This is a genomic window from Actinomycetes bacterium (assembly GCA_024222295.1).
Classification (GTDB): Bacteria; Actinomycetota; Acidimicrobiia; order Acidimicrobiales; family Microtrichaceae; genus JAAEPF01.
On record JAAEPF010000034.1, the window covers coordinates 89280 to 101930 of the forward strand.

Here is a 12651-nt window from a genome sequence, read left to right on the forward strand (position 1 = left end):
ACTCGCCGCCCGTGCCGGGCGTCTCAGCCCTGCCGGTCCCCGGAGGAGATCTCGGCCGACTCGTGTTCAGCCCAGCCGAAGATGCCTTTTGCCATCAGCGATGACTCGGCCTGCACCCGTGCTCGGTTGACTTCGGCGCGCACGCCGTGAGCTTGGCGTGACTCCGGGTCGGCCTGTGTGGCCAGCTCTGCGAGGTGGCCGGCCAGGCGCAGCTCGCCCCGGGCTGCGAGCTCGGATGCCCGCCTGGCTAGTTTGTCCGTGCCGCCCGCCAGGTCGGCGAGTTCGGCTGCGAGCAACGCATCCGGTGCGGGCTTGAGGTGGGCCGGATTGCCGTCGTACCAGCCGCCGTAGAGGCGCCACACGTTGTGGATGATGAACTCCGGGTCGTCGTACACCGGTGCCAGCCACGGCCGGTCGAGCAGCCCGTCGGGCGGGGTGACGTCGTGCACGATGTCGTCGAGGCGGGCGCCCGCGTTCATCATCTCGATGCTCTGGCCGGCCACCGACTCGAGCAGTTCGGCGGTGTCGCCGAGCACCATGGCAACGTTGTCCTCGCCTACGATCGGGAGCCCGTGGCCGGGTAGCAGCATCTCGGGTTGGAGCGCCGCCATCTTGCGCAGCGCGGCTGCCCACTCCAGCGGGTAGCGCTGCGCTTTCTGGGGGTTGCCGCAGTTGGGGGCCACCCAGATGAACAGGTCACCCGTGCAGAGGGTGCGGCTTTCTGGCATCCAGGCCCAGGTGTGGTCGTCGGTCTCGCCCTTGTCGTGGTGCAGTTCGACGGTGGTGTCGCCGACCGTGATCGTGAGCTCGTCGCGGTAGGTGCGGTCCGGGTAGCGGTACTCCATCGGGAACAGCGGCGCTCCCAGTCGGAACTGACGCATGTTGATGATCCCGTTGTAGCCGTTGGTCATCACGTAGCGGTCGAAGCGGGCGCTGACCGCCTCGTGCGCCACGACCTCCACTTCGGGGGCACCTTCCTCGGCCTCGAACACCGGCACTCCGAAGCAGTGGTCCACGTGTCCGTGCGTGTAGACCGCCGTGCGCAACGGTGACCCGGTCCATGACCGGATCACTCCGTGCACCTGGTTGGCGTGAATCACGCTGCCGGCATCGATGAGCGCCAGCTCGCCGCCGTCCTCGATGGCGGTCACGTTCGCGAACGACTCCACGAATGCGAGGCCGTCGCGGAGCTCGACCACCTCGCTGCCGGTGTTCATCGATACCGGGTAGTGGTCCTCTATCGACAGACGGCCGTCGAGCAGTCCCTCCGAGATGTCCAGCAGGTCACGGGTCACAGTTTTCCTCTTTCCTGGGAGCCGCCAGATGTCGAGCGGCGGTTGCCGACCTGCGGAGACTACGACGGTGGTGGCAGGGCGCGGATCCGATCCGGGCGCGGGACCTGTCCGCACCCGACTCGCCTTGTACTCCGACGCACCGTAGGGCAACCTTTTCGGCCCGACCGATCCACGAGTGGCAGCACCATGACAGGACACGAGCCAGGCGAAGCACAGCCCGACGTGGCCGAGTCGTCGCGCCGTTCGTTGTTCCGACTCGGTGCTGGTGCGGGTGCTGCCGCCCTCGGAGGTGCTGCCGCGATGCGAGGAGCGCTCGGTACGTGGCCCGGACTCGTGTGGCCCGGAGCGCGTGACCGCGACGAGATCGGTCGGTGGGCCCACCGCAAGCACCGGCCCGTGGCCAGCGAGGTGCGGTGGTGCTTCGAGACGGACGAGCGAGTGGTGGCCCTCACCTTCGACGATGGTCCCGACCCGCTGCTCACGCCCGGGGTTCTCGACGCGCTGGGCCGTCACGGGGCGGTTGCCACGTTCTTCGTGCTCGGCCGGTTGGCGGCGGAACAACCGGCGCTGGTTCGTCGCATGGTCGCCGAAGGCCACGAGGTCGGAAACCACAGCTGGACCCACGACCGGTTCGCCGACATGGACGCAGAGCGCACCGACCGGGAGCTCACGGAGACCCAGGCGGCCCTCGAGCGCATCACCGGCACCAGCTCCAGCTGGTTCAGGCCGCCGCGGGGGCAGGTGACCGGGGCATCGGTCTCCGCCGCTGCGCGCTCGAAAATGGACGTGGCGTTGTGGACCCAGCGGTTCGGCGTCGAGGAGCCCGAGGACCGCCCCGCAGTGGATGACCTGTGTGACCGCATGCAACCCGGCGACATCGTGTTGTTCCACGACGGCGTCGCCGAGTCCGCCGAGGAGACCACCTCCTCAGAGCCATCAGAGCGCCGCCGGCGGCGCACCACCGACGCAGGCGCACTCGATGAGCTGCTCGGCCGGTTGGTCAGCGACGGCTGGGAGTTCGCGACGCTGTCAGGCCTGGCCGCCGCAACCAGGCCTTGAGCGGGGCCCGATCAGGCCGGGGCTTGCTCGGCCAGGAACGCCGACAGGTGTGAGCGACGGTCACCGGCGCTCGAATTCCACATCCGGGCTCGAGTGACATAGCGGTGTGCCGTGTGCTCCCAGGTGAACCCGATGCCACCGTGGTTCTGTACGTTGACCTCGGCGTTGGCGATGGCCGCGTCCGCTGCCACAACGCGGGCGGCCTCGGCCTGGAACTGGTCGTCGTCGTGACCGCCGGCCACAGCAAGCGCTGCCAGGTGCGTGAGCTGTTCAGCGGCATCCGCGCGCACGGCCATGTCGGCACAGCGGTGCTTGACCGCCTGGAATGATCCAACGGGTCGGCCGAACTGCTCGCGGTCCTTGGCGTACTCGGTCGACTGCTCGGCGGTGGCCTTCGCGATTCCGGCGAGCAGGGCCGCGGTGAGGATCGTCGCACGCAGGCCTGTGGCAGGGTCGTCACTGAATGCGAGCGGTGCAGTGTCCAGCTCCACGGTGGCGAGCGGGACCAGCGGGTCGAGCGAGGCAACCGGGTTGGCCGCTGCATCTTCGAGACTCACGACTGCTGCCTGGTCGCCCGACAGCGCCAGGCCGAGTTGGGCATCGCCGTAGTCGGTGGCCCGGAATGTGCCATGCACGGCACCGGGCGTGAGCGAAGGGGAACCCTGGCCGCCGCCGTCGGGTTCGACGAGAGCCACCCTCACCTCGCCGGAGATCACCTTCTCCACCAGCTCGGCGCTGCCCGACGCAGCCGCCACGTGTGCAGCCAGCACGGTCGCAAGGAACGGGCCGGGTGTGCAGTGGGCGCCCAGTTCCCCGAACAGCAGCGCTTCCTCGACGAGGCCATAGCCGATCCCGCCGTCGGACTCCGCGAGGCCCAGGGCGAACCAGCCGAGTTCAGCGCATCGGGCCCAGAGCCCGGGGTCGATGATCGACGCCTCGCCGTCGCGTGCGGCCAGATCGTTGAGTGAGAAGTCGGACTCGAGCTGGGAGCGCACAGTGGCGACGATCTCGGACTGTTCGTCTGTGGGTAGCAGGTCCATGTTCTTCTCCTACTGCCTGGGCAGGCCGAGCACCCGCTCGCCCACGATGTTGCGCTGGATGTCGGTCGTGCCGCCACCGATGGTGTAGGCGAAGGACTGCAGGTACGGGCCGGTCCACACTCCCTCCCCGTCAACCGGGGTGAGTCGGAGTGCCTCCGAGTCGATGATCTCGAGTGCGAGTGCGTACACCCGCTTGTGCAGCTCGCCGTGGAACAGCCGGATCATCGAGCCCTCGGGACCGGGCATGCCGGTTCGGGCAGTCCGGGAGATGCCGGCGATCGTCATGGCCCTCAGCGCGGCCACCTCGGCGCGTGCTGTCGCGAGGCGACGGGCGATCTCGTCGTCGTCGATCATCGGCCGCCCTCCGGCGCCGGTGCGCGAGCGGGCCTCGCCGATCAGGTCCTCGACGGTGGCGGCCAGTTCGACCTGGTCGGCCATGAAGGCGGTGCCGCGCTCGAAGCTGAGGGTGGACATCGCCACCCGCCATCCGTCGTTGATCTCGCCGACGACGTTGGCCAGCGGAATCCGCACTTCGTCGTAGAAGACCTCACAGAAGTCGGTGACGTGGCTCATCGTCTCGATCTCGCGAATCTCGATTCCGGGCGAGTCCATGTCGCAGATGACCCAGGAGATGCCCTTGTGCTTGGGGGCGTCGGGGTCGGTGCGCACGAGCAGCTCCTGGAGGTCCGCAACGTGGGCGTAGGAGGTCCAGGTCTTCTGGCCGGTGACCACGAGCTCGTCGCCGTCGATGACCGCTTTCGTGTTGAGGCCGGCGAGGTCGGATCCTGCACCGGGTTCGGAGAATCCCTGGCACCAGACCACTTCGCCGCGCAGGATGCGGGGCAGGTGCTCTGCTTTCTGGGCGTCGTTGCCCTTCGCCATCAGTGTCGGGCCGCCGTGGTTGTTGCCCACGAACGTGCAGCTGTTGTTGAGCGTGAAGGGCGGGTCCGCCGATGCGAACTCCTCGTACCAGATCATCTGCTGGATGTCGGAGAGCCCGCGTCCTCCGAACTCGGTCGGCCAGTTGATCCCGGCCCAGCCGCCGTCGAACAGCGTCCTCTGCCAGGCCAGGTCGAATGCGCGCATCTCCGCACCCTCGGGTGGGCGCTCTTGTTTCGGCAGGTTCTCGCGCAGCCAGGTGCGGGCTTCCTCGCGGAATGCCTGCTCCTCTGGTGTGAGGTCGAGGTTCATGCGCTCAACCTATCGTTTCTGACGACCCGTCAGAAACTGTGCACCCGGCTCAGTCGAGCGGACCCAGAACGCAGGTGACCTTGGTGACTTCGTCACCGGCCTGACCCTCTGCAGTCCAGGGGATCGACTCGTCGGCGGCGCCTGTGACGTCGACGTCGGTGCGGTCGACTTCGGTGCCCGTGTTGGCGTCGTCGAAGCGCACCGAGACCTTCGTGTCCACTTCAGAGGAGCTCTTGACCGTCCCTGATGCGGTGAGCTTGCCGTCGGAGGCGATCGAGCACTCGTCGATCGTGCCTTCGGTGTCGCTGCCACCGAGCAGCGCACTGACGCCGAAGAACGCACCCACAGCCGCGAGGACCGCGATGATCACTGCGATCACGATCGGCACCGGCGAGCGCTTCTTCTTCGTTTCCTCCTGGGCGAGGGTCTGCGAGGTCCAGGTCTGTGGTGAGGCGGCTGCACCGACACCGGCGGCAGCGCCGGCGCCAGCGGCACCTGCTGCGCCGGGACCCCAGACTCCCTGCCCGGGCTGACCCGGAGCCTGGCCGGGTTGGCCGGGCGCCTGGCTGGGCGGTGAAGCCCATTGCTGTTGGCTACCCGGAGGCGGCTGCGCACCAGGTGGTGCCGCGGGCGGCACGAACGTGGTGTTTTCCCCTCCTGGAGGCCCGGCGGGGTCGGGAACCACGAACTGGCCGCCCTGCCCGGGCTGTTGGGCCGGGGGCTGTTGTGGGTGGCCGGGGGCGGGTTGTTGGGGTGGCTGTTGGGCCGGGGGCTGTTGGGCCGGGGGCTGTTGTGGGTGGCCGGGAGCGGGTTGTTGGGGTGGCTGCTGGGCCGGGGGCTGTTGTGCGGGTGGCTGTTGGGCCGGTGGCTGTTGTGGGTGGCCGGGAGCGGGTTGTTGGGGTGGCTGTTGTGCGGGTGGCTGTTGGGCCGGGGGCTGTTGGGCCGGGGGCTGTTGTGCGGGCGGCTGTTGTGGGTGACCGGGAGCGGGTTGTTGGGGTGGCTGTTGTGCGGGCGGCTGCTGGGCCGGGGGCTGTTGTGCGGGCGGCTGCTGGGCCGGAGGCTGGCCGGGGGCCGCGAACGGATCGGCGGCCGGGGGAGCGGGCGGTGGCGGCGCGGCCGGATCCGCCTGGGCAGGCGGCTGCTGGCCAGTGTTGTCAGGCTCGTCGGTCATTGATTTCCTCCGATGTACCGGGGGCAGTCTCCCCGTCGGAGCAGGGTACTCGCGGCATGCACCACCCGCCGCTTGATCACCGGTACCTTCAGAGCCATCGATACGCGCACCTTTGTCCTGGACACATCGGTGCTGCTGGCTGATCCGGCGGCCCTTGCGAAATTCGAGGAGCACGAAGTGGTTGTACCGCTCGTCGTGCTCACCGAGCTGGAGGACAAACGTGCCCACCCCGAGCTCGGCTTCGCCGCGCGCGAGGCGCTGCGGCGGTTGGAATCGTTGCGGGTCGAGCACGGCACGCTCACGTCGCCGATCCCGGTCAACGAGGTGGGCGGCACCATCCGCGTCGAGCTCAACAACATCGACATGAGTTCGCTACCGGGTGCGTTCGCGGCCGACTCCAACGACAACCGGATCCTCGCGGTGGCCCGCAACCTCGCCGACAAGGGGCTCGACACCGTGCTCGTGTCGAAGGACCTACCGCTGCGACTCAAGGCCGGTGTTGTCGACCTCGACGCCGACGAGTACCGCAACGAGTTGAGCGACGCCGACGGCTGGCCGGGGGTCGTCGAGGCCCAGGTGGCCGCATCGGTGGTTGACGCCCTGTACTCGAAGCGGGCGGTGGAGATGCCGGAAGGCATCGACGTGCCGGTCAACACGGGGTTGAAGCTCCGCAGCCCCGAGGGATCCGCGCTCGCGCGTCGTAGATCCGACGGGTTCTTGCACCTGGTCGACGGGGATCGCTCGCTGTTCGAGCTCCGCGGTCGCAGCGCGGAACAGCGGGTGGCTCTCGACCTGCTCTCCGACCCTGCGGTCGGGATCGTCTCCCTGGGTGGCCCTGCGGGCACCGGCAAGTCGGTGTTGGCGCTGGCCGCCGGACTCGAAGCCGTACTCGAACAGCGCACCCACCGCCGGGTCGTCGTGTTCAGGCCGTTGTACGCGGTCGGCGGCCAGGAGCTCGGCTACCTGCCGGGCACGGAGACGGAGAAGATGAACCCCTGGGGAGCCGCGGTCGTTGACGCCCTCGAGGCGATCTCCGGGCCCGAGGTCATCGAGGAGGTGCTCGAGCGCGGGTTGCTCGAGGTTCTGCCACTGACCCACATCCGCGGCCGTACACTCACCGACTCCTTCGTGGTCGTCGATGAGGCGCAGAACCTCGAGCGGATGGTGTTGCTCACCGCCCTGTCGCGGATCGGCCAGGGTTCGCGGGTTGTGCTGACCCACGACGTGGCCCAGCGCGACAACCTCCGCGTCGGTCGGCGCGACGGGATCGTGTCGGTGGTGTCGCTGCTGCGCGGCAACCCGATATTCGGCCACGTAACCCTGTCGCGCTCCGAGCGGAGCGCCATTGCTGCAGTGGTCAGCCAGGCGCTGGACTTCGACTGAGGTTGCCGGCCGGCTCAGCCGGGTTGCTCACACGAGTCCGAACAGCACCACCACGGCGACCAGGCAGACGACCCCTACGAAGTCCACCGACGCCGTAACCACCGGAATTCCGACCGAGTCCGGGTCGAGGTCCACCCGCCATGCCGCCATCGTGCCGTAGTAGGCGAGGGCGACCACGAACACGACCGTCACCAGCCCGGCGACCAGGGCGGTGGCCAGCATCCAGCCCAACCCCGGACTCTCCTGGCCGAGGATCGTGGCGACGAGCTGCGCGCCCATGGCGTTGAGCACATAGATGGGCACCGCGAGGCTCAACACGAGCCCGGCGTCCTCGAGTACGGGCCGACCGGGCACAAGGGTGGGTTTCACCAGACCCAGGTGCAGGCCCGTGCTGATCCGGCTGCTCAGGATTCCTCCGAGCGAGCCGGCGCTGCTCACGAAGCTGGGCTGCAGGATCAGCAGCGCCGGCAACACGGCGAAGATCGACAGTCGCTTCTCGACCGCGACGCCGGCGAGGGTCGACAGGGCCAGTGCCACGGTCAGCACCGGGATCGACTCCACCACCACGCGGCGAAAGATCGACAGTTTCGATCTCAGGCTGAGCACCAGCACCACTAGCGCAACTGCGATGAGCGCCCCCGAGAGCCATTGCACCCAGGCACCGTCGCGCACCAACAGCGATGCGACGTACAGGCAGGGGATGGTGATCACATCGCCAAGGGTGGAGACGCTGGGGGCCACGAGGTTGTCGAGATCCCAGTCGCGCCGCACCGACGTGAGCGCAAGCAGCACCGATGCGCCGAGCACGATCACCGAGGCGAGCACGCCACCCACGAGGCTGATCAGGGACAGCTCGAGCACGCCGATCGAGTTCTGGACCCCGAACGCCAGAGCGACGACCCGGGCCACCAACGCCAGCACCAGCGACATGACGACGGTGAGCGACATCGTCGCGAGCACGTTCTGGCCGAGCACGGTGTCGCGGCGGATTGCCGTGGTGAACGTGCCGGTGTGCACAGCGGTGGAGATCCGGTTGCCGAAGGTGCTGAAGATGTTGCCCCTCAGTCCGATTGCCGCGGGCACCATCAACAGCAGGCCGGGCAGGTCCTCGAACGTCGCCACCAGTGAGCCGAGGAAGGCGCCCGCCACGAGGCTGGTCACCGAGTTGAACCCGAGTGCCACGAGGCTCTGGCGCGCAGCATCGCTGGTCGGCCCGAGCAGGTCGATCAGGCGTCGGCCCCAATCGAGGGGCCGCAATGAACGGAGCGGGTTTGGTCGGGCCACGGGTCCTGGGGGTGGTCCGCTCGACGGCCCCTCGCCGTCGTCGGTCGCTTCAGACTAACCCCGGCCCCGGGGTCCGCCGGGGGACGCCGACGGGCCGCGAGTCAGTCGCCGGCGGGATCGTCGGGAAGCACCGGCATCTCGATCGGGTCGTCGTCGATGAGGGAGCCACGGGTCAGTGAGGTGGTCCCGAACCGCTCTCTCACCTCGTCGATAGTGCTGTCGAGCTCGCTGCGGTCGCGTCCGGTGAAGTCAAAGCCGAGCTGCACCGCGTCCGCGGCCGTGAGGTTCGCGGCGGTGAACCCGAGCAGGCCGAGGCCCAGCGTCTCGATCTCATCCCAGGCCGAGCCGAGCAGGCGCTTGCCCTCGGCGGTCATGGCGGCGGTCGAGTCGGTTGGGTGCTCCAGTGTGCTGCTGAGCGAGTGCACCGACATGTCATGCCCTCGCCACGACAACATGATGGTGCGCGCCAGACGATCGCCCGCCCGTAGTCGTCGGCTGACGCGGTCGACCAGTTCGAGCAGCACGACCTCCGCCTCGGAGCGCAGGAACGGTCGGCGACCGAGGGCGCGCTGGGCACCGACCGAAGACCTTCGCTTCCGCTTCTCGACAGGGCGAGGATCACGGTTGTTGGCGAGGTCGTGCAGGTGGGACCCGGCCGCGCCTCCCAGCCAGCTCGACACGAGGGCGGGGTCGATCCCAGCGAGCTGGCCGACGGTGTGCACGCCGCGGTCGGCCAGCTTCTGCTCCGTTACGCGTCCGACTCCCCAGATCGCCCGCACGGGCAGTGGGTGCAGGAACTCGAGCTCCGCGCCGGTGGGGATGGCCAGGAGCCCGTCGGGCTTGGCCCGCGCACTCGCGACCTTTGCAAGGAACTTGGTGGAGGCGACGCCCACGCTCAGGGGCAGTCCGACCTCGTCGCGGACGCGCCAACGAAGCGTGTCGGCGATGTCGACAGGTGAGCCGGCCGTACGCCGCAGACCCGCAACGTCTAGGAATGCCTCATCGATCGAGATGCCCTCGACTTGTGGAGTCGTGTCGCGGAACACGGCGAACACCTCTGCGCTGGCCTCGGAGTACGCCGACATGCGCGGTGGTACCACGATTGCCCGTGGGCAGAGCCGGCGGGCTTCCCGGCCCGACATCGCCGTGCGCACGCCGTCGGAGCGCGCCTCGTAGGAGGCGGCCAGGACCACGCCCTCACCCACGATCACCGGCTTCTCGCGCAACAACGGATTGTCGCGCTGTTCGACCGAGGCGTAGAACGCGTCGAGGTCTGCGTGTAGCACCCGCTGGTCGTCTGGCTCAGGCACGGCAGACTCGATCATCGAACTGATGTTCCCCCAGATCGCCGGAGTCTGCAACGGCCTCTGGCTCAGGCCCCGGTTGCGTCGGGTCTGGCGCCGCCCGTCTCGGATCCCTCGACCAGCCAGTCGAAGGTGTCCTTCGCGATCATCGGGGAAAGCGTGATTCCCCGTTGGCCGGCGCCGGTTACGAGCACGACGGAGTCGTCGAGGTCCTCGCGGTACCAGAGCCGGCCGTCGACGCACTCGCGGACGTCGCCGGTCCAGTGCCGGCTAACGGGCGGGATGGTTACGCCGAGGATTCGCTCCAGCCGCTCGGTGAGCGTGCGGATCGGCCGCTCGGGCAGGTCGAAATCAAACGGCTCGTCTCGGTGGCGTGCCTCACCCACGGCGAGGGCGCCGCTGATTCGGGGCACAACCTTCAGGCGGAGCTCGACCGGGTCGGCCGACGGCATCGCGAGCGGGTTCGGGACTTCGCCATCAGCGACCAGGCCTTGGCGCAGCATGCCCGACATGTCCGCCAGTGGAATCGTCAGGCCAGGCGACATCGGTTGTGTCTGGGTGACCTGCAGGCGCACCGGTCGAAGCGAGTTGGGTGCACTGGTGGTGGATGACACGAGTTCGGAGTGGCTGCCGGGGCAGAGCACGACGATGTCGCCGCGATGGACCCGTCCGGCCGAGTCGGTCACCGAGTCGCTGCCGAAGTCTCGGACCGCCTTGCCTGCGAACAGTCGGTAGCCGGGCTTGGTGGACAAGTGGTCGTGGATGTGGGAAAGGGCACTGCGCGGCTCCAGCACCGCGTCGAGACTGGAGTGCAGGGCTCCGCTGAAATCGCCGTTCACTCCGGCGCTGACGAGTATCTGGTCGCCGGGGTCGAGGATCGTCCAACCCCTCTCGTCGGCATCCGGGCGCTGCATGAGGCTCTCGAGCACTGACCGTTGGTTGTCTTCAGTTGAGACGGTCAACGACCCGGTCGGGCGCAGGATGCCATCGTCCACCGAGTCGGCGAGTTGGCGCCACATGGCGGCCGACTGCACTGAGAGCCTGAGGTCGAGGCCTCCGCAGGCCCACGAGAAGTTAAGGCCACCGAAGCTCCGGGGAGTGGATTCGCGGGGCTCCGGTGCTGCCTCGAAGTGCTCCACGTCGAAGCCGCGGTTGATGGCCTCGACCGCATGCATGGTTCCGAGGACTCCTCCCCCGACAATCAAGACCTTCGTCATCGTGACGACGATACTGCGCCTTGTGCGCGGCCGATCCGTCGAGTTGGGCGTTCGTGGCGGTGCAGGGAACTCGCCTAGCTTGTCCCGATGGCTGAGCTACCTCCAGTCGGGATCATCGACACGATGATCGACCTGCCCTTCACCGACGTTGCATCGACTTACGAGTTCCTTGCCCCCAACCTGCGCGACCGCGAGAGCACTGAGGAGTTCGAGTTCCCGGCGCAGTACATGTTCAAGGACGTGCCGAAGGCGGCGACCGATGACCCGGTGGCTCACACCCTGGCCCTGATGGACCACTACGGCATCGAGCGAGGCCTGATCGGCGCCGGCTCGGACGACCAGCGCCGCGCACTGGCGGAGCATCCCGACCGTTTCCTTCCATCCATGAGCGTGGATGCCAACGACGGCACGGAGGCCCTGCGCCAGATCGACAAGTGGCACTCTGGCACGGGCCTCGCGGCGCTGGCGCTGTTTCCGTCGGGCTGCAACCCGGCGGTGCCGATCAACGACAAGCGCTGGTATCCGGTCTACGCAAAGTGTGTGGAGCTCGACATCCCCGTCTTCATCTGCGCGGGTGTACCCGGTCCGCGGGTGCCGATGGCCGCCCAGAAGGTCGAACTGCTCGACGAGGTCTGCTGGTTCTTCCCCGAGCTGAAGATCGTCATGCGCCACGGTGCGGAGCCGTGGGAGGAGCTGGCCGTGAAGCTCATGCTCAAGTGGCCCAACCTCTACTACTCCACGTCGGCGTTCGCGCCGAAGTACTACCCCAAGGCGATCGTGGACTACGCCAACACCCGGGGATCCGACAAGGTCATCTACGGGGGCTACTTCCCGATGGGGCTCACCCTCGAGCGAATCTTCGACGAGCTGCCCGGTGTGGGTTTCAACGACGACGTGTGGCCGAAGTTCCTGCGCCACAACGCCGAGCGCGTGCTCGGGCTCGGCTGAACTGGCCGGCCGGGCGTCTCAGTCGACCGACCGGAACGATTCGACGAACCGCAGCGCATCTGCGAGGCGGTCCTCGCCCGTGACCAGCGACGCCAGCTGCACGAACTCGTCTCCTTGCACGAAGACGAGGCCTTCGATCATCACCTGTTCGCCTTCCTTGCCCACCGAGTTGGAGAAACGCACGGTCTGGACCGAGCCGACGGCGTGCTCCTCGACGAACGGAACGGCGGAGGAGAGTTCCTCGTCGGTCATGGCCATGAGCCGCAGTGGTAGCTCGTCGGCCGCTGCGAGAGCGCCGGCCACGAGGTCGACGGCTGAACCAGCCGGAATCGGGATGCGCGTGATCGTGTAGGAGTCCCGCAGGGTTGCGGCCTCCTCAACCACGACCTCGACCGGAGGCTCCCCTGGCCACACGGACTCGTTGACGCTCACGGACGGCAGCACTTCGGCCGGGACGTCGACCCGCCAAGCCCCGCTCACGTCGGTGTAGGTCAGCCAGTCCCCATCGACCGGCGACCCGGCCACCGTGGGTTGTCCAGCCGGCCTGTCGTTGGAGATCGCGACGTCCAGGGCGACTTGCTCGCCCAGGTGCTTCGGCTGCGGGGCGGTGAGGTTGTAGGCACCGATGACGCCGACGCCGACAACGACGAGCGCGACGAGCACTGCAACGGTGCTCCTGGTCTTTGGATGCTCCACCGGTTCCGGCCGGTCGGCTGGGTCTGACGGGTGAACAGGCTCGTCTGGGTCCATTGCGGTGGT

Annotated in this window: 11 protein-coding genes; 3 read left to right on the top strand and 8 right to left on the bottom strand. The window is 68.2% G+C overall.

The window, feature by feature from the left end:
* Positions 1–23: 23 nt before the first annotated feature.
* Entirely contained in the window at positions 24–1217 is a 1194-nt protein-coding gene (locus GY812_13040; protein ID MCP4436404.1) for an MBL fold metallo-hydrolase, read from the bottom strand.
* Positions 1218–1481: 264 nt separating this feature from the next.
* On the opposite strand from GY812_13040, the gene GY812_13045 reads away from it, so the two are divergent.
* Complete coding sequence (locus tag GY812_13045; GenBank protein ID MCP4436405.1) at positions 1482–2354, top strand: polysaccharide deacetylase family protein; 873 nt, start codon at positions 1482–1484, stop codon at positions 2352–2354.
* Between the two features lie 11 nt (positions 2355–2365).
* Here GY812_13045 and GY812_13050 read toward each other — a convergent pair whose 3' ends face one another.
* The 3 genes from GY812_13050 to GY812_13060 are packed head-to-tail and all read right to left on the bottom strand — an operon-like array spanning position 2366 to position 5270.
* Entirely contained in the window at positions 2366–3394 is a 1029-nt protein-coding gene (locus GY812_13050) for an acyl-CoA/acyl-ACP dehydrogenase (protein MCP4436406.1), read from the bottom strand.
* Between the two features lie 9 nt (positions 3395–3403).
* Positions 3404–4585 carry an acyl-CoA dehydrogenase gene (locus GY812_13055; GenBank protein ID MCP4436407.1) on the bottom strand — a complete coding sequence of 394 codons (1182 nt, stop codon included), beginning with the start codon at positions 4583–4585 and terminating at the stop codon, positions 3404–3406.
* 49 nt (positions 4586–4634) lie between these two features.
* Positions 4635–5270, bottom strand: a complete 636-nt coding sequence (locus GY812_13060; protein MCP4436408.1) for a hypothetical protein — start codon at positions 5268–5270, stop codon at positions 4635–4637.
* 498 nt (positions 5271–5768) lie between these two features.
* On the opposite strand from GY812_13060, the gene GY812_13065 reads away from it, so the two are divergent.
* A complete protein-coding gene (locus GY812_13065) occupies positions 5769–7139 on the top strand; it encodes a PhoH family protein (GenBank protein MCP4436409.1) in 1371 nt (456 codons plus the stop codon).
* A gap of 27 nt (positions 7140–7166) precedes the next feature.
* Here the strand turns inward: GY812_13065 and GY812_13070 are convergent, their stop codons facing one another.
* The 3 genes from GY812_13070 to GY812_13080 form a co-directional block, all read right to left on the bottom strand.
* Positions 7167–8423 carry a hypothetical protein gene (locus GY812_13070; GenBank protein ID MCP4436410.1) on the bottom strand — a complete coding sequence of 419 codons (1257 nt, stop codon included), beginning with the start codon at positions 8421–8423 and terminating at the stop codon, positions 7167–7169.
* Positions 8424–8524: 101 nt separating this feature from the next.
* Positions 8525–9748 carry a DNA polymerase IV gene (gene dinB, locus GY812_13075; protein ID MCP4436411.1) on the bottom strand — a complete coding sequence of 408 codons (1224 nt, stop codon included), beginning with the start codon at positions 9746–9748 and terminating at the stop codon, positions 8525–8527.
* 47 nt (positions 9749–9795) lie between these two features.
* On the bottom strand, positions 9796–10944 hold the full coding sequence (locus GY812_13080; protein MCP4436412.1) for an FAD-dependent oxidoreductase: 1149 nt from the start codon (positions 10942–10944) through the stop codon (positions 9796–9798).
* A gap of 87 nt (positions 10945–11031) precedes the next feature.
* Here GY812_13080 and GY812_13085 point away from each other — a divergent pair, with 87 nt between their 5' ends.
* Entirely contained in the window at positions 11032–11892 is an 861-nt protein-coding gene (locus tag GY812_13085) for an amidohydrolase family protein (GenBank protein ID MCP4436413.1), read from the top strand.
* Positions 11893–11910: 18 nt separating this feature from the next.
* Here the strand turns inward: GY812_13085 and GY812_13090 are convergent, their stop codons facing one another.
* On the bottom strand, positions 11911–12588 hold the full coding sequence (locus tag GY812_13090) for a hypothetical protein (protein MCP4436414.1): 678 nt from the start codon (positions 12586–12588) through the stop codon (positions 11911–11913).
* Between the last annotated feature and the right edge of the window lie 63 nt (positions 12589–12651).